Source organism: Algoriphagus sp. A40, assembly GCF_002002735.1.
Classification (GTDB): domain Bacteria; phylum Bacteroidota; class Bacteroidia; order Cytophagales; family Cyclobacteriaceae; genus Algoriphagus.
This window is the reverse complement of record NZ_MUNY01000078.1, coordinates 17,895-44,180: the sequence shown is the minus strand read 5'-3', so window position 1 is coordinate 44,180 and position 26,286 is coordinate 17,895. Positions and strand designations below refer to the sequence as shown.

General features: G+C 44.8%; 24 protein-coding genes. 10 read left to right on the top strand and 14 right to left on the bottom strand.

The genetic code is table 11. The features are described from left to right. Nucleotide 1 precedes the first annotated feature (1 nt). The 9 genes from chrA (at nucleotide 2) to trxA (ending at nucleotide 9,088) form a co-directional block, all read left to right on the top strand. Nucleotides 2–1,201 carry a chromate efflux transporter gene (gene chrA / locus B0E43_RS20005; protein WP_077353131.1) on the top strand — a complete coding sequence of 400 codons (1,200 nt, stop codon included), beginning with the start codon at nucleotides 2–4 and terminating at the stop codon, nucleotides 1,199–1,201. A gap of 80 nt (nucleotides 1,202–1,281) precedes the next feature. Beyond that, the gene (locus B0E43_RS20000; protein ID WP_077353130.1) at nucleotides 1,282–1,947 is read left to right on the top strand and encodes a CBS domain-containing protein; all 666 of its coding nucleotides are present in this window, start codon (nucleotides 1,282–1,284) and stop codon (nucleotides 1,945–1,947) included. Nucleotides 1,948–1,950: 3 nt separating this feature from the next. Then, the gene (locus B0E43_RS19995) at nucleotides 1,951–2,826 is read left to right on the top strand and encodes an NAD kinase (RefSeq protein ID WP_077353129.1); all 876 of its coding nucleotides are present in this window, start codon (nucleotides 1,951–1,953) and stop codon (nucleotides 2,824–2,826) included. Between the two features lie 91 nt (nucleotides 2,827–2,917). Next, entirely contained in the window at nucleotides 2,918–3,679 is a 762-nt protein-coding gene (locus B0E43_RS19990; protein WP_077353128.1) for a DUF6089 family protein, read from the top strand. 81 nt (nucleotides 3,680–3,760) lie between these two features. Then, nucleotides 3,761–4,498: an isoprenyl transferase gene (locus B0E43_RS19985; protein ID WP_077353127.1), complete on the top strand. Its 738-nt coding sequence runs from the start codon at nucleotides 3,761–3,763 to the stop codon at nucleotides 4,496–4,498. A gap of 99 nt (nucleotides 4,499–4,597) precedes the next feature. Further along, the gene (locus B0E43_RS19980; RefSeq protein ID WP_077353126.1) at nucleotides 4,598–7,294 is read left to right on the top strand and encodes an outer membrane protein assembly factor; all 2,697 of its coding nucleotides are present in this window, start codon (nucleotides 4,598–4,600) and stop codon (nucleotides 7,292–7,294) included. Nucleotides 7,295–7,383: 89 nt separating this feature from the next. Then, a complete protein-coding gene (locus B0E43_RS19975) occupies nucleotides 7,384–7,914 on the top strand; it encodes an OmpH family outer membrane protein (RefSeq protein WP_077353125.1) in 531 nt (176 codons plus the stop codon). A 13-nt stretch (nucleotides 7,915–7,927) separates the two neighbouring features. Beyond that, nucleotides 7,928–8,485, top strand: a complete 558-nt coding sequence (locus tag B0E43_RS19970) for an OmpH family outer membrane protein (protein ID WP_077353124.1) — start codon at nucleotides 7,928–7,930, stop codon at nucleotides 8,483–8,485. Nucleotides 8,486–8,782: 297 nt separating this feature from the next. Beyond that, on the top strand, nucleotides 8,783–9,088 hold the full coding sequence (gene trxA / locus B0E43_RS19965) for a thioredoxin (protein WP_077353123.1): 306 nt from the start codon (nucleotides 8,783–8,785) through the stop codon (nucleotides 9,086–9,088). A gap of 33 nt (nucleotides 9,089–9,121) precedes the next feature. On the opposite strand, the gene B0E43_RS19960 is transcribed toward trxA, so the two are convergent. From B0E43_RS19960 to B0E43_RS19925, 8 genes are all read right to left on the bottom strand, one after another. Further along, complete coding sequence (locus B0E43_RS19960) at nucleotides 9,122–10,903, bottom strand: pseudouridine synthase (protein ID WP_077353122.1); 1,782 nt, start codon at nucleotides 10,901–10,903, stop codon at nucleotides 9,122–9,124. A gap of 116 nt (nucleotides 10,904–11,019) precedes the next feature. Next, complete coding sequence (murQ, locus tag B0E43_RS19955) at nucleotides 11,020–11,832, bottom strand: N-acetylmuramic acid 6-phosphate etherase (protein ID WP_077353121.1); 813 nt, start codon at nucleotides 11,830–11,832, stop codon at nucleotides 11,020–11,022. After that, entirely contained in the window at nucleotides 11,829–12,671 is an 843-nt protein-coding gene (locus tag B0E43_RS19950; protein ID WP_077353120.1) for an N-acetylglucosamine kinase, read from the bottom strand. The genes murQ and B0E43_RS19950 overlap by 4 nt, the downstream gene beginning before the upstream one ends. A 1-nt stretch (nucleotide 12,672) precedes the next feature. Continuing rightward, nucleotides 12,673–12,900 carry a cytochrome b5 domain-containing protein gene (locus B0E43_RS19945; RefSeq protein ID WP_077353119.1) on the bottom strand — a complete coding sequence of 76 codons (228 nt, stop codon included), beginning with the start codon at nucleotides 12,898–12,900 and terminating at the stop codon, nucleotides 12,673–12,675. Beyond that, nucleotides 12,900–14,051, bottom strand: a complete 1,152-nt coding sequence (locus B0E43_RS19940) for a formimidoylglutamase (RefSeq protein WP_077353117.1) — start codon at nucleotides 14,049–14,051, stop codon at nucleotides 12,900–12,902. Before B0E43_RS19940 ends, B0E43_RS19945 begins: the two co-directional genes overlap by 1 nt. An 82-nt stretch (nucleotides 14,052–14,133) precedes the next feature. Continuing rightward, nucleotides 14,134–15,435, bottom strand: a complete 1,302-nt coding sequence (gene nqrF, locus B0E43_RS19935; protein ID WP_077353115.1) for an NADH:ubiquinone reductase (Na(+)-transporting) subunit F — start codon at nucleotides 15,433–15,435, stop codon at nucleotides 14,134–14,136. 134 nt (nucleotides 15,436–15,569) lie between these two features. Then, nucleotides 15,570–16,412, bottom strand: a complete 843-nt coding sequence (gene accD, locus B0E43_RS19930; protein ID WP_077353113.1) for an acetyl-CoA carboxylase, carboxyltransferase subunit beta — start codon at nucleotides 16,410–16,412, stop codon at nucleotides 15,570–15,572. 186 nt (nucleotides 16,413–16,598) lie between these two features. After that, nucleotides 16,599–17,174: a hypothetical protein gene (locus tag B0E43_RS19925; protein WP_077353111.1), complete on the bottom strand. Its 576-nt coding sequence runs from the start codon at nucleotides 17,172–17,174 to the stop codon at nucleotides 16,599–16,601. Between the two features lie 513 nt (nucleotides 17,175–17,687). Between B0E43_RS19925 and B0E43_RS19920 the strand changes: the two genes are divergently transcribed. Beyond that, a complete protein-coding gene (locus tag B0E43_RS19920) occupies nucleotides 17,688–19,319 on the top strand; it encodes a carbon starvation protein A (protein ID WP_077353109.1) in 1,632 nt (543 codons plus the stop codon). A 37-nt stretch (nucleotides 19,320–19,356) separates the two neighbouring features. Here the strand turns inward: B0E43_RS19920 and B0E43_RS19915 are convergent, their stop codons facing one another. Genes B0E43_RS19915 through B0E43_RS19890 form a run of 6 tightly spaced genes read right to left on the bottom strand, consistent with a single transcriptional unit; the run spans nucleotide 19,357 to nucleotide 26,220 of the window. After that, nucleotides 19,357–19,905, bottom strand: a complete 549-nt coding sequence (locus B0E43_RS19915; protein WP_077353107.1) for a carboxymuconolactone decarboxylase family protein — start codon at nucleotides 19,903–19,905, stop codon at nucleotides 19,357–19,359. A 3-nt stretch (nucleotides 19,906–19,908) separates the two neighbouring features. Further along, entirely contained in the window at nucleotides 19,909–20,460 is a 552-nt protein-coding gene (locus tag B0E43_RS19910; RefSeq protein WP_077353105.1) for a carboxymuconolactone decarboxylase family protein, read from the bottom strand. Between the two features lie 3 nt (nucleotides 20,461–20,463). Beyond that, entirely contained in the window at nucleotides 20,464–21,717 is a 1,254-nt protein-coding gene (locus tag B0E43_RS19905; RefSeq protein WP_077353103.1) for an MFS transporter, read from the bottom strand. Next, nucleotides 21,717–24,482: a TonB-dependent receptor gene (locus B0E43_RS19900; protein ID WP_077353101.1), complete on the bottom strand. Its 2,766-nt coding sequence runs from the start codon at nucleotides 24,480–24,482 to the stop codon at nucleotides 21,717–21,719. Before B0E43_RS19900 ends, B0E43_RS19905 begins: the two co-directional genes overlap by 1 nt. A 6-nt stretch (nucleotides 24,483–24,488) precedes the next feature. Next, nucleotides 24,489–25,064 carry a carboxymuconolactone decarboxylase family protein gene (locus tag B0E43_RS19895; protein ID WP_077353099.1) on the bottom strand — a complete coding sequence of 192 codons (576 nt, stop codon included), beginning with the start codon at nucleotides 25,062–25,064 and terminating at the stop codon, nucleotides 24,489–24,491. 7 nt (nucleotides 25,065–25,071) lie between these two features. Then, complete coding sequence (locus B0E43_RS19890) at nucleotides 25,072–26,220, bottom strand: DUF3179 domain-containing (seleno)protein (protein WP_077353097.1); 1,149 nt, start codon at nucleotides 26,218–26,220, stop codon at nucleotides 25,072–25,074. Nucleotides 26,221–26,286: the final 66 nt, after the last annotated feature.

Here is a 26,286-nt window from a genome sequence, read left to right as displayed (position 1 = left end):
GATGTCGGTCCGGAAAGTCCGATATTATTTATTTCTAAAGGATGTCTTGGCCTTGTCTGTTACTGCATTTGGGGGGCCTCAGGCCTTCCTCGCTATGCTTTTGGAACGAATGGTCAAATCTCGGGCCTACATTTCAGAGGAGGAACTCTGGGAATTAAACGCTCTTTGCAATATTCTACCCGGACCCTCCTCCACTCAATTGATTTCCGCAATTGGTTTTCGGGTTGGGGGTCCAAATTTGGCCTATTTAGCACTTTTAGTTTGGATACTTCCAGCCACACTGCTCATGACAGCTACAGCTGTATTGATCAACTTTTTACAGGAAAATACTCCGGGAGCCTTGAATTTTGCCCGATTTATCCAGCCTATGGCTATTGGATTCATCATTTTTGCAGCGCAAAAGACCATCTCAAAAATGGTCAAAAGCACGGAAGCAATGGTCTTGATGCTGATTTCGGCGTTTGTGTCCTTCTTTTACAGTTCTCCATACATTTTTCCGGTCATGCTGCTACTGGGAGGACTTACTACCTCCATCAAATACAAAACCCAACCCAAAGTGGAGGAAGAAAAAGCTTTGGTAATCAAGTGGGCAAATTTTTACCTCTGGGGAGGGGTTTTGATTTTGGCTGCGGTAGCAGGTGCCATTACCAAATATCAGCCCATCCTGCTATTTGAGAATTTCTATCGAAACGGCAGTTTGATTTTTGGCGGCGGGCAGGTCTTGGTTCCCTACTTATACACTGAATTTGTAGACTTCAAGCATTTTCTGAGTTCGGAGGAATTTCTGACAGGCTATGCCATCTCTCAGGGGATTCCGGGGCCGACCTTTTCGATTTCCTCCTATGTGGGAGCTCTTTCAATGAGAGAGTTCGGCCTAATGGGCTTCCTGATGGGAGGGTTGATTGCAGCTGCAGGAATATTTCTCCCTGGAATATTTCTGATATTTTTTGTGATCCGGTTTTGGGATCAGCTTAAACTATACCGTCCAGTCCGTGCGGCCCTTGAAGGGATCAATGCAGTCTCCTGCGGGATGTTGATTGCGGCCGCCTATTTGCTTTTTGAACCTTTGGAAGCCAATGGGCTTCACATCATTTTCATTTTGGGCACCTATGCTGTATTGCAGTTTACCAGGATTTCATCTCCCCTGATTATTTTGGCGGGTATCGGATTGGGAATGCTAGCCAATTACTTTTTGATTTAATTGTTTCAAAAAGGACTAAAAGGAACAAGAATACTAGGTTAAGCGTTTCATGTTCTGAATTCATTTCCTAACTTTCTTCTATGCAAGCCTACGAATTCATTAACAGTCTGATACCGCCGCTCAAGCTCACCGACCGGGCGGGAATGGCTTTGGCCTGGATGGAAGAAATTCGGACGGACTCTTTGCCTGTAGCTGATCAGGGCAGATTTCTTGGCTTTATCAGCGATGAGGTTATTTTTGAACTGAACAATCCCGATCAGTTGATCGGGAAAATTGAGCTGGAAGCTGGGCCTTGTTGGGTTTACTCTGACAAGCATATTTACGACGTACTCCGGGTCGCCTCCGAAAACCAGTCCAATCTCGTGGCTGTCCTGGATAGAGAAAACACCTATCTGGGAGTAGTGACCATGGAAGACGCGATAGCAGCTTTTGCCGACAGTCTTTCGATCAAATCCCAGGGAAGTGTGATGATTCTGTCGATGAACATGTCAGACTATCATTTGTCTGAAATTTCACGGCTTGTGGAATCTGAAAATACCAAAATCCTAAGCTCTTTTATTACCAATGATCCTCTCGACGGCAATAAGATCAAACTGACCTTAAAGCTTGACAAACCGGAACTCAGGCATGTAAAAGCCACGCTGGAGCGATTCGGATATCGGGTGATTGACCATTATCAGGAAGAATCCGGAATCAGCAGTGAAGAGGACCGAATCGGTAACTTGCTGAGATTTTTAGATATTTAATGCATGAAAATTGCCTTGCACGGCCTTGCATTGAAGGTTGAATTCATTTCCGATATCGAAAGACTATTTCAGGAACTTGAAAAACATCAGATTGAAATCCTGGTCACAGAGCCCTTGGATAGGGCTTTGAAAATGGTGGGAAATAAACGCCTGACTTATTGGCTGATAGAAAGCCAGGAAGAACTTGAATCCGTTGATTTTTTGATTTCCATCGGAGGAGACGGAACTCTGTTGGATGCTGTGAGCCTTGTAGGCAGCCTTGAAATCCCCATTCTGGGATTAAATACGGGAAGATTGGGTTTTCTCGCCACCGCAGCAACCGATCGGATCGGGGAGGTAATCGAGTACCTAGCCACAGGGAATTTTCAGATTGAATCCCGTTCTCTAATATCCCTGGAATGCAACCGGAGACTTTTCAATGGGATAAATTTTGCCTTAAATGAATTTACCATCCACAAGCGGGACACCTCCTCCATGATTACGGTACACACCTATATCGATGGGAAATATCTCAATTCTTATTGGGCAGATGGACTGATCGTGTCTACTCCTACTGGTTCGACTGGATATTCCTTGAGCTGTGGAGGCCCATTAATTACTCCTGGAGCTAAGAGTTTTGTGATCACCCCAGTCAGTCCCCATAACCTAAACGTGAGACCAATCATTGTTTCCGACGAATGCGAAATCAGTTTCGAAATCGAAGGGAGAAGCGAAAAATTTCTGCTTTCACTGGATTCCAGATCCACTTCCATTTCTTCAGAGACAAAACTCAGCGTTAAAAAAGCGCACTTTTCAGCAAAATTGGTCAAATTGCCCCACTATCATTTCTTTGACACCCTGAGGCAAAAACTCAATTGGGGTTTTGATATGAGGAATTAAAAAAAAGCCCAAATCGAGCTTAACAATTATTAACCCACCAAATACAGAACGGCGTTTTTTAAACGTTAGGTACTTCATAACTTGCACCGTCTTGAAAAAAGTCAATTTTAAGATTATCAGATACTTACTTGTTTTTTTACCCGTTTTGACCGGATATTTTATTCCGGCCAATGCCCAAAAATATGAGATAGGTGGAGGACTCGGTGTCGGAACATACACTGGGGACATAATCAGAAAAGTTGACGCCCGTCAAATTGGACTTCAAGGCACGTTGTTTGGCAAGAGAAATTTTGACAATGTATGGAGCTTAAGAGTTGCACTCAGCTCCTCCATTCTTCAGGCAGAGGATAGCCTGAGACCTCTGGATATTGCTGCCCAAGTCAGGGACGGCAGATTTAGAGGTGGAGTAATAGAGGGTAGTGCAATTATGGAATTCAATTTCCTGGATTTTCTGAGAAATGATTCTGAATTTAGGTGGTCTCCCTATGCATTCTTCGGATTGGGGTATTCCTATTTCCTCATGAAAGGGAATACCTATCGCTACCTTTACTCAGAAAAGTATAATCTGAGCTCAGTGGTGATTCCATTTGGAGGCGGGGTCAAATACCGGCTCAACGACCGGTGGACTTTAGCTGCAGAACTGGGATTCAGGCCAACCATGACGGACTATTTGGATAAAATAGACAGTTCCCTTCCGGCCATTCCCAGGTATCCTCCACCAGCAGATCCCACAACCGGGCAAATTCCGCCCTATGGAATCAATTATGGTAACCCAAACACGAATGATTGGTATTACTTTCTAGGACTTACAATCAGCTATACCATTGCCAATGTCAAGTGCTACGCCTATTAATAAATTGAGGGCTAGGGCTGATAATTGGAAAAGAAATAGCATTTTTGTACCTCCAAAAATGTAGGTACCCAAGTCGTTGGAATGAAGGAAAAACTAGACCTCACCAAAATCCCCAAACATCTTGCAATAATCATGGACGGCAACGGCCGTTGGGCCAAGAAAAAAGGCGCCATGAGAATCTTCGGACACCGGCATGCCATTCAGGCGGTCAAAGATGCCATCGAAGGTGCAGATAATCTGGGAGTAAAATACCTCACGCTATTTTCATTTTCCACGGAGAATTGGTCACGTCCTCAGGATGAAGTGAAAGCCCTCATGGAGCTTTTGGTCAAAACCATCATAGACGAAATTTCGCTCATGATGAAAAACAACATCCGGCTGATTTCAATCGGGGATATTCAAAGTCTGCCAAAATCCGCCTACGAGAAACTCCTGGAAGCCAAAAGACAAACAGAAAACAATACAGGACTTACCGTCATACTGGCTCTGAGCTACAGTGGACAGTGGGAACTGGCACAAGCTACCAAACGCATTGCTCAAAAAGTCTCTGAAGGAAAATTAAAGCCCGAGGAAATCACCCAGCAGACTATCGCTGACCATCTGGACACGGCTGGAATCCCCGACCCTGAACTGATGATCCGTACCAGTGGTGAATATCGGATCAGTAATTTTCTGCTCTGGCAGCTTGCCTATACCGAATTGTACTTTACGCCGGTTTTATGGCCTGATTTCAGAATAGAGCACCTTTATGCCGCTGTGGAAGATTACCAAAAGAGAGAAAGAAGATTCGGCAAGACCGGTGAGCAAATTAAATCTTAAGTAATTGATGAAATCAAGCATCAGGAAAAATGCCGCACAGAGTAAGGGTAGTAATCCATGCGAGATTTCATATGACCTAATAGGTCAAATAATAATTATATGAAAAGAAGTTTATTAATTCTGTTTTGTTTGATATGGTCTGCTTCGGCTTTTTCCCAAATTCGATTGGGTCAAAGCCGTTATGCTTCGACCAAACCTATCGACATTTTGGAACTGAATTATGCCAAACCCCAGAAATTCAGAATTGCCGAGATCAAAGCCGTGGGCTTGTCCACCCTGGATGAAATAGCGATCATTTCTCTTTCAGGACTAAAAGTTGATGACCGGATAGATGTACCTGGAGATGCCATTTCCAATGCCTTGAAAAAACTTTGGGGACAGGGCATCATCGGGGATGTGAAAATCCTCGTGACCAAAATTGAGGGTGAGGACATTTACCTGTTGCTTGATCTTGCCGAGAGACCTAGATTTTCCAGAGTGGAATTTACCGGAATCAACAAGACCCAGGAAGGCGAACTGAGGGAAAAAGTAAACATCCGGGGTCGGGTAGTACGCGACGACGTACTCAATACCGCCAAAAGAAACATCGAAAAATATTACCTGGACAAAGGCTATCTGAATACTGATGTCAAGATCGTTCAAGACCGTGACACCACCCTACCCAACAGTGTCAAACTCAGATTTGATATCAATATCAACTCCAAGGTAAAGATCAATGAAATCCAATTCTACGGTAATGAGGAAATCAGCGACGGGGCTCTAAAAGGAAAAATGAAGAAAACCAAAGAACACGCCCGTGTGGCTGTGTTCAAGGACGTCTATTCAAGAATTGCGGATGCCGATGCAGCCAGTGTCAAAAACTCCATCATGCACACCGACACTGCCTCCAACGCAGACGTAAAGAACTATATCAACAAAAATTTCAAGCTCAACTTTTTCAGCGGCTCGAAGTATATCCCAAAAGAATACAGAAACGATAAAGATGCAGTCATCAGTTTCTTCAACACCAAGGGCTTCAGGGATGCCAAGATTCTGAATGATTCAGTTTACAACTTCTCCGATGAAAAAATAAACATCGATATTGAAGTTGAAGAAGGCCGAAAATACTACTATCGTAACATTACATTCTCCGGAAATTACATTCACCCAAGCCCTGTTTTACAGGCCAAACTGGGAATTCAAAAAGGGGAAGTTTACGATAAAGAAAAACTGGACAAACGACTCAACTATGATCCTCAAAAAGGAGACGACGTAAGCTCACTGTACCAGGATGACGGATACCTCTTCTTCGCCATCGATCCGGTGGAAGTCAATGTCGTAGGAGACTCTATCGATATGGAAATGAGGATCTTTGAAGGTCCACAGGTAACGGTAAACAGCGTCAATATCAAAGGGAACGAACGTACTTCTGATCACGTGGTTATGAGGGAAATCCGAATCCTTCCCGGACAAAAATTCAACAGAGCGCTTTTGGTAAGAACCATCCGGGAGCTCTCCACTTTGGGCTATTTTGACCCTGAAAAAATCAATCCGGATCTCAGGCCCAACTTCGAAGCTGCAACAGTGGATATTACTTTCGAACTGGAAGAAAGGCCAAACGATCAGATTGAGCTTTCAGGCGGATGGGGTGGCTTCTACGGGTTCGTAGGAACAGTAGGCTTGGTCTTCAACAACTTCTCGGTAAAAAATATCGGCGACTTCAGCAAGTGGGATCCACTTCCTGTCGGAGACGGACAGAAACTTTCCCTCCGGGTTCAGGCCAATGGGCAAACCTTCCAAAATTATTCCATCTCTTTGACCGAACCTTGGTTTGGAGGCAAAAAACCAAATGCCCTCAGCTTCTCATTCAACCATTCGGTTCAGAGACAGGTGGATTTCTACAACCAGGCAAACTTTGGCAACGAGCTTGGATACTTCAAGATCACGGGCGTGACGCTTGGATTAGCCAAGCGTGTAACCTGGCCGGATGATTACTTCAGCATCAGCAATTCGATTCAGTTTCAGAATTATGAATTTGACGAATTCGGGACTTCCTTCGGTCTGAGCTATCCTACCGGTACTTCAAAAAGTATCACCTGGAACACGACCATTGCCAGAACAAACATCGATCAGCAGACATTTCCAAGGATAGGCTCAAATATCATGCTGTCTGCAGCCTTCACTCCTCCTTATGCTTCCCTAAACCAAAACATCAACGATGAGTCCCCGGATCAGGAGAAATACAAATGGCTGGAGTATCACAAGTGGATGTTTGACGCTTCATTCTACACTCCGATTTTCGGGTCAAGTAAGTGGGTAGCAAGCGCCAGAGCACACATGGGCTTCTTGGGATCTTATGGAGACAAAATCGGAATCATTCCTTTGGAGCGCTTTGTAATGGGTGGTGACGGAATGACCTTCAACAACTTTGCCTTGGGCCAGGAAATAATCGGTCTGAGAGGCTACGAAAACCAAAGCATCACCCCGGGTAAAGAGACCAGAGGAACCGCAAATCCAGATCCTTATGGTGGAGTTGTTTACAACAAATTCGTGACAGAGATTAGATTCTTGGTTTCACCAAACCCGTCTGCAACCATATTCCTGTTGGGCTTCGCTGAAGCCGGTAACAACTGGGGCTCTTATAAGGATTACAACCCATACGATCTGAAAAAATCTGCAGGCTTTGGTGCCAGAATTTTCATGCCTGCATTTGGTCTCCTCGGTATAGATTGGGGTTACGGGTTTGACAATATTCCTGGCACTTTGGAGCAGAGCGGACCTCAGTTCCACTTTACAATTGGTCAGCAATTCAGATAATCTTGTTATCAGTGGTTCGTTTAGTTAATTTATGCAAAAAATGAAGCCCAGTTCTGGACATCAAAGCCTACTGAAAACAAGACGAAGACATGGATAAATCACTGAAAATTGTACTTTTGCTGCTCATTCTGCTACAGGCAGGGCCATTAGCTGCCCAAAAGTTCGGATACATTGACTCGGAGTACATTCTGAACAAGCATCCGGACTATAAAGTAGTCCAGGAGGAGCTCACAAAGCTAAGTGCGGATTGGAAGAAAGAGGCACAGAGTTTGGATCAGGAGATCAAGGAACTGACCACTCAACTCAAGGCTGAGGAAGTATTATTGACAGAAGAAATGTACCAGCAGCGGCTGGATGAGATCAAAGCGAAGCAAAAGGCTTCCCAGGAATTTAACAGCAGGATCTTTGGAATTGACGGGATGTACTATCAGAAGCAGGCAGAACTGCTCCAGCCCCTCCAGTCCAAAATCTACGATGCAATAGAGCGGGTTTCGAGACGAAACAACCTGGCCGTTTTGTTTGACAAAGCTGCAGGCCCCTCAGCGATTATCTATACTGATCCAAGACATGACTACTCTGAGTTTGTCCTGGAAGAATTGGGAATTGAAGAAAACAATTAAATACAAACACCAAATGATGAAAGTAAAAGTTATCCTAGCGGCAGTAGCGATGCTATTCGTAGGATTTGCAGCTCAGGCTCAGGAAGTAAAAATCGGCTATACGAGTGTAGAATTTATCATGGATCTGATGCCTGAAATGGAACAAATCGGAGCAGATGTTCAGGATTATCAAACTCAGCTGCAAACCAATATCCAAACCAAAGCGGCAGACTTCCAAAAACAAGTTCAGGCCTATCAGCAGGCAGCTCCAACCATGACCGAAGAGGCAAGAGCCGCAAAAGAAGCTGAATTGACCAAAGTGCAGAATGATCTTCAAAAATATGAGCAAGATGCTCAGGTTTCCTATCAGAGAAAACTTCAGGAATTGCTTGAGCCTGTTCAGACTAAGGTAATCAATGCAATCAATGCTGTAGCTGCTGAAAACAGCTACACCCATATCTTCGCAGAAACTGCAGGTCAGTCTCCTATCCTGCTTTACACCAAAGAAGAAGACAAATTCACTGAACTGGTGTTGGCTAAGCTTGGCCTTCAGATGCCGACTCCACCCGCTGGAGCACCCTCTGGAAGATAATACCCTATTTCTAAGCGCATTTCAAAGGCTGTCTTTCTTGAAAGGCAGCCTTTTTCTTTGTGAAAGGCAAGGTAGTTATTGGTTATTGGGCTAAATGTGTACTCGCTTTTAAACCAGTAACGAGATTAGAATGCTAAAATCTACTATGAAAGACCATAACTCCGCCTCTTCGGTCTTCTGTCCTCGGTCTTCCAGCCCAAATACAAAGTAAATTAGGTTAGTGGTCAATTGCGGACAATAAGATTGGGTTATTTAATATGCTTAACCTTTAACTATTAACCATTAACTTTTTATCCCATGCCTAAAAAGAACCCCAAAGACATCATCAGTCAAAGCCAGGATGCGGTATTGGTTGACTTCTATGCCGATTGGTGTGGGCCATGCCAGACTATGAATCCGGTACTGGAGGAGGTCTTGGCTGAGTTGGGCGGGAAAATAAAGCTGTTGAAGTTGAATGTGGACAAACATCCCCAGCTTAGCCAGCAGTTTGCCATCCGATCCATTCCACATTACATCCTCTTCAAGCGGGGAAAAATACTCTGGAGAAAAAGCGGAGTAATCACCAAACGGGATTTGGTCCAGCAGCTTAAAGGATTTGTATAAAAAAAGGCTCCGATTTGGAGCCTTTCTGATTTCTTAAGTGAAGTATTTCAAGCGGATCACTTCCTGTTCGGTAAGGAAGCGATAGTGACCCCGCTTGAGGTCCTTTTTATCAAGTCCGGCATACATCACCCGGTCCAAGGCAATTACCTCGTAGCCAAGGTGCGCAAAAAGCCTTCTGACAATCCGGTTTCTACCGATGTGGATTTCCAATCCGATAATCGTTCTATCCAAAGAAAGAACCTGCATGTCATCCACTTTGACATCTCCATCTTCGAGGGTCAATCCATCTTCCTTGATTTCTTTCTCATGATTAGAAGTCAATGGCTTGTCCAGGGTGACCTGATATATTTTCTTCACCTCGTTGGAGGGATGGGAAAGCTTGGCTGTCAATTCGCCGTCGTTGGTGAAAAGCAACAGACCGGTGGTGTTTCGGTCCAGTCTTCCTACCGGGAAAATTCGCTCTTCACAAGCATTTTCCACCAGTTTCATGACCGTCTTGCGTTCCATCGGATCATCTGTGGTGGTGATGAAATCCTTCGGTTTGTTCAAAAGCACATAAACGGGCTTTTCAGGATTTACTTTCTTTCCCTGATAGACGACTCTATCTGCTTTTCTGACTTTAAAACCCATTTCGGTAATCACAGTGCCATTCACTGTGATTAAACCTTGAGCTATTAAATCATCCGCTTCTCTGCGTGCACAGATACCGGAATTGGCGATGTATTTATTCAAACGGAGCAGATCCGTTTCTTCATTTCCTTTGGTTTTTCTGGCGGGAAGTGCATCGAAATTGTAATCCGGTCTATCCTGATCCAATTCTTGACGGTTGGGTCTGTTTTTTCCAAAACCTCTCTTTTCGGTCGCCCTATCTTCAGCAGACTTTGGGGCTTCTGTCCCAAAAACAGGCTTTTGGTCACGTCCTCTTCCTTTGTAAACCAGTCTTTCTCCAGGTCCTTTAGAAGATTTATCTTCTGAGAAATCCTTTTTGAAAAATGGCTTTTCGGCTTTTGATTCAGAGTCTTTTCCAAACTTCCTGTTGTCAGAATCCTCTCCTTTGAACCGATCAGGTTTATCTCCAAAGGATTTTTTTGGATAGCCAGATCCTTCTCTTTTCTCGAATTTTTTCCCAGAGGAATCATCCTTTCTAAATCGGTCTGGCTTATCGCCAAAGGATTTTTTAGGATAATCCGAACCTTCTCTTTTCTCGAATTTCTTTCCAGAGGAATCGTCCTTTTTGAATCGATCGGGCTTATCTCCGAAGGACTTTTTAGGAAAATCTCCTCCATCCCGCTTCTCAAATTTCTTTCCTGCAAAGTCGTCTTTCTTGAAACGATCCGGCTTGTCTCCGTAGGATTTCTTCGCAAAACCTGAGTCGTCTCTCTTCTCGAATTTCTTCTTGAAGCCGTCTCCTTTGTTGTCAAAACGCTTGTCTCCGTAGGATTTTCTCTCAGAATCTCCTGAACCAGGTCGTTTTCCGTAGGCTGGCTTATCTGAACCTGCTCCATCGGATTTAAAAAATTTACCTTTTGATTTGTCTCCATATGCCGGCTTGGAATCCGACTTGAAATCAGGCTTTTTGCCGAAAGAAGGTTTGCTGTACGAGTCGTCCTTTTTACCGAAGGAAGGCTTGCTATAGGAATCGTCTTTCTTTCCGAATGATTTTCCCTTTGGAGAAAATTTCCCTTCGCCCTTGTCAGACCGACCGCCTTTGGATGAAAAATCTGATCTACCGGTTGATTTTGAAGAACCGGAATCCTTGCGATCGTCGTTGAAAAAAGGTTTTCTTGAATTGTTCTTTTTCAAAGTATGCAGCATCACTGCTGTAGTTATTGGTGAAGAATAAGCAGCTGACTTTCAAACGCTTATTTGGGCTGCAAAGATACGTTCAAAGCCAGGAATTATCACCATTGAATTCAAAATATTCCTGACGATTACCCCTTGTTTTTGTAATAATATTCTGTGGCATTTCGTACAGAGCCTTGGGAAAGCACCAATTCGTTGGCTACCGCATAGTCCAAACCGGTGGCTTCCATGACCATTTTGGTAGCTCTGTCGACTAGCTTGCTATTAGACAGCTGCATATCCACCATTTTATTTCCTTTGACACGTCCAAGTTTGATCATGACTGTGGTGGAAATCATATTCAAAACCAGTTTTTGAGCAGTTCCGGACTTCATTCGTGTACTTCCCGTGACAAACTCCGGCCCAACTACCACTTCAATCGGATATTCCACAGCCTTAGCCAAAGGAGAATCTGGATTGCAGGTGATGCAAGCGGTAAGCAAACCTTTTTCCCTTGCAGTTTTCACTCCTCCGATCACATAGGGAGTAGTGCCCGAGGCTGCGATTCCTATCACCGTATCCAATTCAGAAAAACCATACCCCAAAATATCCTTCCAAGCCATTTCAGGATCATCTTCCGCATTCTCCACAGCTTTCCGAATGGCTTTGTCTCCCCCTGCAATCAATCCAATCACCCAATCGTGAGGAACACCATAAGTGGGGGGACATTCGGAAGCATCCAAAACCCCAAGCCGACCACTGGTACCGGCTCCGATGTAAAAAAGTCGGCCTCCTTCTCTCATTCTCGGCACAATCTGATCCACAAGTGCAGAAATGGCCGAAATCTTTTCCTTTACAGCTGGGGCCACCTTGTGATCTTCCGCATTGATATGCTGAAGGAGTTCAATGACTTCCATTTTCTCCAAATTCTCATAGTGCGAGCTGGTCTCCGTGATTCTCATAGCAATTCTTGGTGGTAAAGTGTCAATCCCGCAATCGGACTTTCGATAATGATATTAACGTTGATTCCGGAGTCCGCCGCAGCTTTTCTCAAGATGTCGGAGTTGTAGTAGGCGATTGAGCCTACAAAATTTACCGGCTTGTTATGACAGTCCTCATATTTGAAAACATGCTTCGCAAAGAAATCTTTGAAGGAATTGTAATACAAGCCATAGCAATAGGGATCAGCCTTGTTTTCTGAAATAAACCTACAAAAACTGGCCATGTACCTGCTGGGAAATGGCTGCCGGTAAACATGGTCCTGAATTATGTTTTGGGTAATGTGAAACCTTTCGATGGCTGCTTCCCGGATTTTCCCAGGCATTTCTTCATGGATGAAGTCGGTCAAGAATTTTCTCCCCACGTAACATCCACCGCCTTCATCACCCAAAATATATCCTGCAGCAGGTCTGGTCGCTACGATGTTTTTTCCATCGTAATCGCAACTGTTGGATCCCGTACCCAAAATACAGGCGATGCCTGACTTATGGCCACAGGTAGCATGAGCTGCTGCGGCAAGGTCATGATCAACATGGATTTTGGCATGCTTGAAAATGGTGCCCAAAGCGCTGGAAACTTCCGCTTTTCTGTCCGGTGCAGAGCAACCCGCTCCGTAGAAAAAAATTTCTTCGATTTCATTTTCAAGATTGACCAGAAAGTCGTGGCGCATCTGAATGGCCATTTCTTCTGAGGTCATGTAATAGGGATTGAAGCCCACTCCGCGGTGTTGGCTGATTTTGCCATCCCGATGGATTACCCTCCAATCCGTTTTGCTGGAACCACTGTCTGCAATTAATATCATGCTACGCTAGTTGGCCAATGGCCTGAAATTTTTCAAATACTTTTTCAGTGTGTGGAGCATCGGGCAGTTCATCCGTCAAATCCTGGCCCGCCCAATGTTCGTAATGCATTCCCTTTTTCCAAAGTCTGGAATTGCTCACATCATAAATCACTCCTCGATACGCCACCCAAATTTCGGGTTTATCCTGACCATTTCTAAGTGCCAGCTGCTGCTTGGTATAGATCTTCATCAATACAATTTGATCTGGGCATTGATCCAGCGCTCCGGGATTTCGCCTTTTTGAGCCAGCTGGTAATCTGCGTAGCTGCAAGGGACGGTACTGACCCGATCGTATTTTCCGGTTTCATTATGGGGGATTTCCATCCACCACTTGCCACTCCTCTTGCTTTTGTAAAAGACCAAGCTATTGGGCTTAGTATCAAGTGAAACGGTATATTTTATGTAATCGGCACTTTTGAAGGAAAGACTGTCCTTTCGGGAATAAAATCCCTCGATAAAATACCAAATCATCACCGCAGCGACTTTTGCAGTCTTGTTGTTGGCATCGTCGAAATAAGGATCATACCCATAAAGTCCGATTGAACTCAACTTCTCATTCATCCCTGAAAACCAAAATATCTGACAAGCCTCCTCACCGGTCAGCCCAAATGGCTGGGCATCCACTGCTCCCGGTGCATCAGCAGACTGGATCGCACTCAGATCAAAACTCAACAAGTCCGCATCCCGGATCAGGGGTTCGGTTTCTTTGAAATTGTCCCGTACCTGACCAAGTCTGACATGATCGAAATATAATTTCTCCATCACATTGATAAGCGTCGGATCAACGAGGAAGCTTTGATAAGCCAAATGGGTATAGGAAAAAAGGAAGTTTGGCTGGTGCAGGACGATTTCTTGTGTATGCCGGTCATCTTCGGGGCCAGACTCTTCCATATCTACCTTGGAATCGATGGTTACCAAGCTGACAAGCTTTTTCATCTTTTGGTAGGATAGATATTGCCCATAATCCAGGTCATGGGATCCGCCAAAGAATACCGGCAAGATCTGCTGTTTCATCAGCATTTCCCCTACCTGCCGCATATTCTGATAGGTGTCGTTCAGGGTATTTCCGGAAATCAGATCTCCCAAATCTGCCACCCGATAAGGTACAAGTCCTTTTTTTAACTCATAAAGCTTCTCACGGATTTCGGCACTGCCTCTTTCGATGCTCTCAGACTTCTTTGCTCCGCGATTTTCCCTGATCCCCACCAAGGCAATCTGAATCCCTTTGAGGTCGGGGAAGTTCTCGCCATGGACATGAATTTGTTGAAAGAAAGAGTTTTCAGAATACTTTTTCTCAAGGAGAAAATCCGCAACGGGATCAAAAAAGGATTGGATAGTCATAGGGTGGTGATGTGTTTTTAAAAATAATCAAAAATGGCACTAAACTAAAAAATCCCGCCGAAGCGGGATCTTTTGTTAAATTTTATCCTCCGAAGTCATCGAAGCGGACATTTTCTTTAGGAATTCCCAGATCATCCAGCAACTTCAACACGGCGGCATTCATCAAAGGAGGTCCGCAGAGATAATACTCGATTTCATCCGGCTCAGGGTGATTTTTGAGATAGTTTTCAAACAATACCTGATGAATGAATCCAACATATCCGTCACCTTCCCCATCCAGGGACTTCTTCACACTCCAGTTGTCCTCTGGTAGTGGCTCAGAAAGTCCGATGTAGAATTTGAAGTTAGGGAAGTCTTTTTCGATATCTCTGAAATGAGGAACGTAGAACAATTCCTTTTTGGAACGTCCACCGTACCAATAAGACACTTTTCTGTGGGTCTTTTCAGTGTGGAAAAGGTGGAAAATATGTGCTCTCAAAGGAGCCATACCCGCACCACCCCCGATGTAGATCATCTCTCTCTCGGTTGGGTTGATGTGGAATTCACCGTAAGGACCAGAAATGGTCACTTTATCACCAGGCTTTCTTCCAAACACATAGGAAGAACAAACCCCAGGATTGACATCCATCCATCTGTTGTTGGCACGATCCCAAGGCGGAGTCGCGATACGGATAGTCAGCATGACAATGTTACCTTCTGCAGGGTGATTGGCCATGGAATACGCTCTGAATAGCGGCTCGTCATTTTTCATGACCAAGCTCCAAAGACCGAATTTATCCCAATCGCTCTTGTAGACGTCAGCCGGGTGACCCAGTTCTGGATGTGGAGTAATATCCATATCCTTGAAGTTGACCGTAATGGTCGGCACATCGATCTGGATGTATCCACCTGCTTCAAAGTGAAGTGTTTCTCCTTCAGGCAATTTCACTTTGAATTCTTTGATGAAGGTAGAAACGTTGTAATTGGATATGACTTCACATTCCCACTTCTTGATCCCGAAGATTTCTTCCGGAACGCGGATTTTCATGTCCTGCTTTACCTTCACTTGACAAGCCAATCTCACATGACCCTGTTGCTCAGCACGGCTGAGGTGGCCAATTTCGGTAGGTAGCACATCGCCTCCGCCGTCTTCTACAACGCACTTGCACATGGCGCAAGTCCCGCCTCCACCGCAGGCAGAAGGAAGAAAAATCTTCTGGTTACTCAGGGTAGAGAGCAAACTGGATCCGGCTGAGGCCACGATCGGATTTCCGCTGTCACCGTTGATGACAATCTTTACATCTCCGGAGTTGACCAGTTTGGACTGGGCAAAGAGGAGAATAAATACCAGTAGCAGGATGATAATCGTAAATGCTACAATGGAGGTAATAATAACTGAACCCATGAAATTTTGTTTTTACTTTTTCGTCTGGATTGAACCCATTTTGGGAGCACAAATATATTTATTAATCCATAAAACAGGCCAAATGTACTTTCAAATTTGGTCGGATTAAGGAGGGAATTTGATGAGATAACTGATTAATTGTTCAGGAGGTTTAGCAAGGTGGTCAATCTGGCTTTTAACTGCCGGCGATCGATGATGAAATCAAGGAATCCGTGCTCGAGCACAAATTCAGAACTCTGGAATCCTTTGGGAAGATCTTTTCCGATGGTCTCCCGGATTACCCGTGGACCGGCAAAACCGATAAGCGCTTCGGGTTCGGCAATGTTAAAATCTCCCAGCATTGCGTATGAGGCGGTAACACCTCCTGTAGTGGGATCGGTCATCAAAGAAATGTAAGGGATTGCCGCCTTATCAAGCAGGGCAAGTTTTGCAGAAGTTTTAGCCATCTGCATCAGTGAAAAACCTGCCTCCATCATCCGGGCGCCCCCCGATTTGGAAATCATCAGAAAAGGAACCTTGTGCTTAAGGGAATGATCAATTCCCCGGGCGATTTTCTCCCCTACCACTGAACCCATCGATCCTCCGATGAAATTGAAATCCATACAGGCCACCACGATTTCAAGTCCATTCATTTTGCCATATGCTGTTCGAACGGCATCATTGAGTTCTGTTTTCTTAATAGTGGCTTCGATCCGGGAAGAATAGGGTTTGGTATCGGAGAATTTCAGGGGGTCACCGGACTTCATGTCCTTGTCCAACTCGGTGAAAGTATTGTTGTCAAAAAGGATTTCAAAGTATTCTTTGGAACCGATTTTTACATGAAAATCATCGTCAGGACAGACGAAAGCATTGTTTTTGAGCTCCCGGGTGTGGATGATATTACCGTTTGGAGTCTTAAACCAAAGCCCGTCGGGAGCATCTTTTTTCTCAGCTGTTGAGGTTTTGATGCCTTTGTCAGTTCTTTTAAACCAAGCCATATAGAATTGTTAGGTCGTTATTTTGACAAGTCAAAGGACGCAAATTTAGACCTTATATCCATTAAATAAAACCTCCTTTAAATTCCCCAAGAATAATCACCCGGTCCATCTGGAGTTAAAACGAAAGAGAGTAGGTGCAATGGGCAGCTAATTAATGATCTCACTTACTCCTGAAAATCTGCCCTCTCATTCAACCAATGCGCAAGTAACTCTCTCATCCATGGCCTCTACCAGAGCCTGCATTTCATCCAGCAGATAGATCTTTTCCCCGCTTGAAAATGAAAAATCCAGCAATGCTGGCAAGGGCAATCCTCCTTCTCTGCCTATCACCGGCCATTTCGGTGGTGAAGACATCCAATTTCCATTTTCGTCTTTCATATGACTTCTGTCAGAGACAAAAGAGTTGAGGTAATCTATGGATTCAATGGCTTTAAAGCATGGCAGGTCGCTTTCTTTCCAGTTTTCATCTCTCTCAAAGGACTTTTCAAAATATTCTTTAGCCGAAAGCGGAACCGGTAAAGTCGAATCAAAATCGAAAATCAAACTTGAATCGCTGTTTGAAGCCAATAAGATCACATGGTAATTCCACCAGACGAATTCATCTCCATTGATGGATTTTTGAAACCTAAATGGACAATTTCTATTGTTGTTCGAAACAATCAGCACCTTTTTGGAAAAGTGATCCAATTCCGGATTTTGGCAGAGGTGCCAGATGTTTTCTTCGCAGAAGTTGGCGGCGTAGTTGAATTCTTTGATTTCCATTTGTCAGCGCAAAAGTAGGAAGGTTATTTGCCATTGGGTAAACTTCCTAGTTTAATATTTTTGGCTAGGTAAATAGGCTGTTTTTTGGCCTTAATGTCTGGCTTTCCCCTGATTTCTAAACCTGTACTGGAAAATCATCACAATGGTGAGTAGCCACTTTTCTGAATTCAGGGGTTAGAGTAAGGTGGATAGAAATAAAAGGAGAATTCGATCTGAATACCTTTTTAAAGGAATATTCGGAATGTCAACAGTAACCTATGGAAATGAGGATTGAAGTTCCAAATCACCAGCTGTGGAATGTTGACCGTGGTCTGTGGTCGACTATTCGCTTTCCAATTCATCTATTCTTGACCAACTGGCAAAGTAGCGGATAGTCATATTTATTTATCATCCCAGATCGATCCTTTACCATTTTCCTGATCCGTTTTACCTACAGATCTATTTACTTTATATTGAAAATCGTATCATTCCAGATTACTATTCTATCATTTCCACAATCGCCCCAATAAACCTATGAGTCTTGCTTTACTACTCCTGATATCCGCGGTCATTTTATTTGCTGCTTACCGGTTTTACGGAGCATTTGTTTACAAGAAATTTGGCTTGGACGATTCCCGAAAAGCACCATCTCACCTGCTGCGAGACGGAATTGACTATGAACCAAGCAAACCAATTGTGGTTCTGGGCCACCATTTTGCCTCAATTGCTGGAGCTGGTCCGATCGTGGGCCCCATCATCGCAGTAACCTTTGGTTGGATCCCAGCAGTGATTTGGATTTTGGTAGGGGGAATTTTCTTTGGTGCTGTACATGACCTGGGAAGCATGGCTGCCTCGCTGAGAACGGAAGGCAAATCCATCGGGGTCATCATCCGAAATCAAATCGGGGTAAAAGGCAAACAGCTTTTTATTCTATTCAGCTTTTCTACCCTGATTTTGGTGATTGGAGTTTTCTCTGATATTATCGCCAAAACTTTCATTGCAAATCCTGGAGTAGGATCGGCATCCATTTTATTTATTTTCTTGGCGGTTGCTTTTGGATATTTAAACCGTTGGGTAGGAAATGGAAAAATCGCATTTACAGTTATTACAGTAATAGGCGTGATTCTGATGTATTATTTTGTCTATCTGGGCACACAAATACCCTTTGAGTTGGATTACAATTTCTGGATTCTAGGCTTGTTGGGATATGCATTTTTGGCATCGGTGACTCCGGTCAGCCTACTCCTTCAGCCAAGAGATTACCTGAACAGCTACCTTCTTTACGGAATGATGGTCGCCGCGGTAGCGGGTGTGGTGATTGCAAATCCACAGATAGAAATGTCCTCGCAGGTTCAGATGTCCAGTGAAAGTTTGGGCTATGTCTTTCCGGTATTATTCGTAACAATCGCCTGCGGTGCAATTTCCGGATTTCATTCCCTTGTGGCTTCTGGCACAACTTCCAAACAATTGGACAAGGAAAGTGATGCTAAAGTGGTAGGGTTTGGCGGTATGCTCATCGAGTCTTTCCTTGCCATCATTTCAGTTGGCGCTGTGGCAATCCTTTCCCGTGAAGAATATACGACCAGATTGGATTTAGAAGGTCCTGTTGCGCTTTTTTCAAACGGAATCGGTGGGATGATCTCCACTTTGGGAATTTCAGAGCCATTCGCCATCGGGTTTGTGGCGCTGACAGTTTCTGCCTTTGCGCTGACTACGCTAGATACTTGTACCCGTTTAGCGCGATTTACCCTGCAAGAATATTTTGAGGATATGCCTCAGCCTGCAGCTCAGGTGGTTGCCAAAAACAGATACCTATCCACCACAATTGTTGTTATCCTATCAATTTTACTTTTGGCATCGGGAGAATTCAATACGCTTTGGCCAATTTTCGGTTCGGCAAATCAACTATTGGCGGCTTTGGCTCTTTTGACGATTGCAGTTTGGCTGATCCGAAAAAACATCCCTGCCACTTTTGTCATGATTCCGATGTTCTTCATGTTCACAGTCACCTTGGCTTCGCTCGGACTTTTTGCATGGAAGAATTTTCAGGAAAAAGGCTACGTCTTGGCGGTGATTGCGGCCTTGCTGTTTGTGTTAGCCATATCTCTGATTTTCCTTGCCTTCAAGAGTTTGAAAAGTGAGGTAAAAGTAACTTCAGGAGCCTGAAAAAATTCGGGCTCTTGAAGCTTTCCTGAAATTTCAGCTAGTTGATTGGGTTATAATTGGAATAACCCTCTTTGGCCCGCGCCTCTGCTCGGTTTTTATAAAACTCCCGGTCCTGAGGCGCATCCGTCCCCAATCCATCCACATATCGGTTGAACATGCAGAAAGCCGCTGCAATCAAAACGGTGTCGTGAATTTCCCGTTCGGTAGCGCCTTCGCTTTTTGCTCGCTCGATCTGATCCGGCGATACTTGAAGTCCGCCTTTTTGGACACTTCCAGCGATCTTGAGCAAAGCTTTCATTTTAGCTGAAAGCGCTGCTCCTTCCGGATTTGCCTTGACTTCATCCAAGTTTTCAAAATCACATTCGAGGTAATATCCAGCCAGCGCCTGATGTGCGTGTTGGCAGAAAAAACAATCATTAAGATACGAAACATGAGTGGCAATCAATTCCCGTTCGCCACGGGTAAGTGAATTTTCTGATCGGAGCAACTCTTCGGCAAGTTGGTTGAGATGCTTGGCGACATCCGGTCGGTAGGCCATCAATCCTCGTATTCCGGGGAGATTTTCAGGTAGATTTATATATGCCATCGCTTAGGTTGTTGGGTTTGGGAGAAACTTGTATTCATTGGAAATCATCCGGTGGCCCATCTCTTCAAAAGCCGCAGAATCCTCAGGCAGTGAAGTGCCCAAACCATCCACATAGCGATTGAATAGGCAAAAAACAGCCGAGATCAGTACCGCATCGTGAATTTCCAGGTCGGTGGCGCCGCAGCTTTTCGCTTTATCAATATCCTCGGGTCTAACTTCCTTGCCACTCACTTGAACCTTTCCCGCGATCTGGAGCAGGGCATTCATTTTTGGGTTCAACTTTTCTGAACTGCCTTTTTCCAAAACCTCATCGACGACAGAGGATTGGTTTTGGAAGAGAATCCGCGCTGCTGAAGCGTGGCTTTCTGTGCAAAATGTGCATCCATTGCCGCTGGAGACAAAGGCTGCGATCAATTCTCTTTCGCCTTTGCTCAACGTAGAATCACCTGTCAGTAGTACTCTGACCAAAGCATACAAATGCCTTCCCGTTTCGGGTCGGTACTGGACCAAGCTTCTGATTCCGGGAAGGCTATTTTCCAAATTGATATAGGGCATCTTTTATTTTGGGGTTAATTGTTCCGGTGATTTACTCAGTAAGACAAAGAAGAATCCGATCAAAAGGAATCCTGAAAAAAGCAGCAGCGCATTGCCATATCCTCCAAGGAATAAAACCAAGGATCCAAGCGAAAAAACCGCAATCGCGGTGATCACCCTTCCGGCATTAAAGCAAAAACCAGTCGCTCCTGCCCGAATGTCAACTGCAAAAAGCTGCGGAATGTAAAATGATAATAAGCCCTGACTTATTCCGAAGAAAAAAGAAAGACAAATGATGGCGGGATAAATCCAAAATGAGAATTCCCGTGTAAACCCATAAAGAAGAATAGAAATACTAAGCGCTCCCACAAAACAAACCAACATGGACTTCCTGACGCCGATCACTTTGACAATCCAGCCGGATAAAATCCCGCCGATAATTCCCCCAAAACCCAAAATCATCATCACCGATCCCCGCTCTGTTTGACCGGAAGACTCTTGAAGTAAACTTTGGACCCAGGTGGGCATCCAGGAAAACGCAGACCAAAGCGCAATCAACATGGAGCCGAATACCACTGCTCCATGGACTAATCCCGGCGCTTTAAAATGAGAATTTTTCTGTGATTGAGCGCCTGCAATATTCAATTGGGAGACCTTCCACTGCTGGGATTCTTTCAACCGCAAAAATGAAACTCCGGCAAGAAGGAGTGGGATTGCGCCGATCCAAAATGCCTGCCTCCAGTCATTCACCCAAAGGTTGACCAATCCGGAAGAGAAAATGCCCACCGGAAATCCGATGGAAACCACGCCCATCACGATTGACCGCGTTTTGGCGGGCCAAATCTCGGACAACAGCGTCATAGTGATGACCATCACTCCACCGACTGCAATTCCTCCCAGCAACCTGAGCAAAACCACGATTTCCCATGATCCGGCAAATGAAACCCCAATGGTAAATATCCCTACCGAAGCCAGGCACATCGCCAGAGATTTTGCCCTGCCTATTTTATCAGAAATGAGTCCCCAAGTCATTCCCCCAATCGCCCAACCGGCGAGGTAAAGGGCATTGATGTAGGCACTGATTTCATTGATTTCTTCGGAAGTGGTGGTGATGGCCAATTGATCTGCAATCACCGGCAGGTAGACGGAGGCAATGGTAGAGATTGTTCCCGCACTTGCATTTCCCAAAAAACAAATCAGGAAAACACTCCAGAGGTAGGCAGAGATCTTGTCTCTACCCACCTCGGAATTGTCAGCTATGGCTAGGGTCTGGGCCATTATCTAAATAGCTCGTCAAAGGTCAAACTGATATAATACAATCCTCCGACGGTCGGTGAGCCATAGGCTTGATACACCTGATTGTCAAAGAGATTGTTGGCACCAAGCTTTACTACAGATTTCCATTGGGGAAGTCTGTAGCTGAGTTGTGCATCCACCATGGAATATGCGTCAATCCTACCTGGCCTCAACTGGGTCAAAGTTCCACTCCAATCAAAGGCATCTTGCCATCTCCAGGCCACATTGAATCCCAGTCGCTTGGTTAGTTCGGGATTTCCGAAAGTAACTCCGGTACGGAATTCCGGTGTGTTGAAAGCCGGAATATTGTTGGCATCGGCTTCCATCAGGTCAAAAGAAGCCCAAGTCCCATTTACTCCGAGTGAATAACCCCGAGGCAGCAAATAATTCAAACCTAAGGTTGCTCCCTGGGAAGCAACCACATCGGATGCATTGGTATAAAGCTGGAAGGCCTGAATGTTACCCGACAAAATATCCATCGCGGCGGCTGGGTTGTAGTCGCCATTTTCCAACAAAATCTCACTGTCTGGCCTGATCACGACGGTGTTGATGATAAAATCTGTGTAGCGGCTGTAGTAATAATTCAGATCTACGGAGAGGTTATCCATCCAAAGTCCCCGGTATCCGATTTCAAACGTGGAAATTTGCTCGGGCTTAATGTAATCGACATCCGATTTTTCGAGCAGGTTCAGGTTGTTCATCAAAGCTTGTGGAGGAGGAGTGCCAGAACCCACTGCCTGTCCAAAGGCAGATCCAAATGCCCCGACCGATGCTGCGGTATAAGAATTCTCATACACATTCAGCCCTTCACTGTTGCTCGGTACACCGCCCAAAATGATAATCGGGCCCACATTCAGGAAAATATACTGATCACCTGGAGTTGGGTTTCTAAATCCGTTTTGATAGGAGGAACGGAAGCTGTGTCTTTCCGAAGGGGAAAACACACCAGAAATCCTAGGTGTTAATCTGCCCTCGAAGTTTTCATTTTTATCGTAGCGCTCAGAAAAAGTGAATTTCAACTTGTCATTGAGAAACCGCTTTGAAACTTGGACAAATGCGCCGCCTTCTTTAATTGTGACGTCATTGTCAAGATCATCATACAAAGTTCCGTTGGTGAACATGTCGTAAAGTCTGAAATTTCCTCCCACCAAGACATCCACAAACTTGATCTGGTTGCTGAAATCGTACTGTCCTTCGGCATGATAGAACTTGCTTTGGCTTAGGATTCCGGCTCCACTCATTCCTTGAACATGAATTAAGCGCTCCTTTTCAGCATTGTAATTTTCCGAACCGGGGATCATCCTTCCCTCATCTGCAAATGATCGTGCAAGGCCGTGATTTCCTCCCTCCACTGTTGGAATGCCTCCTCCGAATGCCGCTGCATATCGGGTAAACCAAGTATTGTCCGCCTGATCGGGGGAAACTACCTGTCCGTTTAGATCCCGGACCCAAGTGCGGTTGATGTGCTGACCAAGTGCTCTGGTGTTGTAGGAATCATTGGAATTTTCGGTGACCAAATAGCCCCTTAGGAAAAAGTTAGTGCCTTTCAGTTCCAATTTATGCTGCTGCAAAACGAAGTTGTTGAGCATAAATCGGTTGCTGCCTGTGTATGCTGCCCGGCCTTTTCCGGCCTGATAGCCATAGACCAATTCCATATTTTCATTGATACGGTAGTGAAGAGAAGTATTGAATCCCAATCCTTTGGAGTCATAGTTCATCAGGTCCTTTTCCTCATATCCAGTTCTGGAAACCCTTCCTATTCCAGGCAAAGTCCTGGCTACTTCATCTCCATAGATGTTGAGCGCGTCTCTCGCTGGGTTGTTATCTCCTCTTGACTCAATTGGAGTCTGAGCATCGATATCCTCGTAGTTGGTCGCATACCAATCCAAGCCGGTGAAATAGGAAGCGTTCAATTTGAAGGCAAACTTATTGTTGAAAGCCTTGGCATAGCGGATCGAAAAATCGTAAACCCCGCTTGGGTCAGCATAGGAGTCGTTGACGTGATTGATACCGGTTTTTGCCTGGACGCTTAATCCCTGATAAAGAAAGGGATCTTTGGTTCGCATCATCAACACACCATTGAAAGCCACCGGCCCGTAAAGGGCAGAAGCCGCTCCAGGAATCAACTCGACACTTTCCATATCCAGATCATTGGAACCAAAGAGGTTCCCGACAGCAAAGTTCAATCCTGGCGTCTGATTGTCGACCCCATCCACCAATTGGAGCATCCGCGGGTTTCCGATGCTGTTGAAACCCCGTGTATTGATCTGTTTGTAGGTCAGGCCGCTGGTCACCAACTCCACTCCTTTGAGATTTTGGATTCCTTCATAAAAACTCATGGAAGGTGTCTCCCGGATGGTTTTGATGTCCATTTTTTCAATACTCACTGGAGATTCAAAGATGGTTTCTTCGATCTTGGAAGCGGAGAAAACCACCTCGCTGAGCAATTCAGTAGCCTGGATTAACTTCACCTCGATCGGCGAATTGGATTGTACTTCTATGCTGGTCTTTTGGAAGCCCATGTAGGAAATCTCCAAGGTCAGTGGCAATTCCACCCCTGTGTTCAGTTCAAACTTTCCAGAGTTATCAGTCACGGTTCCGGTAAGTTTTCCTTTGATCAGGACAGTGGCTCCGATGATGTTTTCACCGGATTCGGCATCTGTTATTTTGCCTGTGAGTTTTGTTTGGGCAAACAATACCAAACTCGAAAAGCTCAAAATTAAAAGCGTAAGTAGCGTTTTTTTCATTTTGGGTTAGATGTTATTGGCAGTTGCCTTCAGATGATCATATCCGGCGGGGTTTCTGAAGTATCCTTGGGAAGCCAGTCTTTCCGCAAGAGATTTGAAATAGGAATTGTCTTTTGGAAGACTGGTCCCAAGTCCATCCACATAGCGGTTGTACAGGCAAAAAAGAGCAGCAATCAGTACGGTGTCGTGGATTTCCAGATCTGTTGCTCCTGCTTGCTTAGCTCTTTCGATATGGGCGGGCTTTACATTTTTCCCACTTTGCTGCGTCTGTTTTGCAATGATCAACAGGGCTTTCATTTTTTCAGAAACAGGAGCAGACTCCACGTCGTCCAAAACCTGCTGTACGGTATTGGATTCATGAAGCAGCTCATTGACGGTTTCTGCATGGGCCGTGGTGCAAAATTTGCATTCATTCCCATGAGAGACAATGGTGGCTATCAATTCCCGCTCTGCCTCAGACAGAGTGGAAGGACCTCTCAAGAGCAATTGCGTTAAATCTCTGATAGGTTGAGCGGTGTCTTTTCTATATTCGAGCAGTCCTATTATACCGGGCAGATGCTCTTCAAGTTCGATGTAAGGCATGTTTAGATTAGTTAAATTTTTCAGTTTTAGGTCTGAAAGTCCTCCAGCTGTGCCAAAATTCCTGGTAGGCTTTGAGGCGTTTCAGATCTGTTTGATTTGGTTTCAGTGATTTTCCGGTAAATGAATAAGCCGCCGAATCCAGGAAAAGGGTGTCCCCTGTCCAGAGATGGGACTTGATGTCCGAAGGAATTTCAAAAACCACGAAACTCTGGGTATCCTTATTCAAAAGGATCAAAATGTCCTGATTACCTACCCGATCACGGATGGATTCAGTTTCTTTAAGCTTGTTCCAGTCGTAGGCTTTTGCTCCGTTTTCAAGGTCCACTCCAACTACCCAAGATTTTTCATTCCAGGAGAATGGGTCTGTGCCGGTGAGTTTGCTTTCGCTTTTCCCCTTTTCAAATTTTCCAAGGGAATCGTATTTCGAAAGGAAATTCGGATCTGGCGCCATGATTTTCCCATCTGGATAGGCTTTGAAAAAAGCTCCCGCAGTCAGTTGGATGGACTCGATTTCGTCCAGTTTTTTACCCTCCAATTCCCCTGTGATTGCTTCTCCGGTGGCTTGCTGCCACCAACTTCCGGTTTCCGAATCCTCAAACATGGCGTTGAAATGATCCATGCCAACCAATCGGAAATTCTCTGCTTTGCCGTCGACTATCGGCGAAAATACCCTTCCGGTTCGACAAACAGAACAATAGGTCACCATCATCGGCTCCCCGCCCAAGGTATCCCGCACCTGATGGTGGTAGACGATGTAGCGGATCGGATAGGCTTTGGCTTCACCTTGGTTTTCAATGGCAACGACCAGTGTGCTGTCACTTTCCTCAAAAGAATCCCGGGTAAGAAAGCGCAGCTGTTCGGGTTCTTTAAACATGGCATCAGCTGCCATTTTGAAATTGAGGACTCCAATCGCTCCAAAAGCGATCATTATGCAAAGGATTGGAACCCATTTCCTTTTCTCTGAAATCACGGATTTGATACCAATGCTTATAATAATCACCAATGCAATCCGAAATACCCATCGGTACTGGTGTAAGAAATAGGCGAAATCAATGGAATCCCATTGCTGACTTCCCGGAAATGGCATGATGAAGTAAACTTTCAGGAATTCAAACAGAACCAGAAGGATCAAACCCAGGTAAAACAGGATTTTCATACGTGATGGAGATTGATGAAAGTGGAGATAAGAGGAAAAGATCAACCAAGTCCATTAGCGATGTCG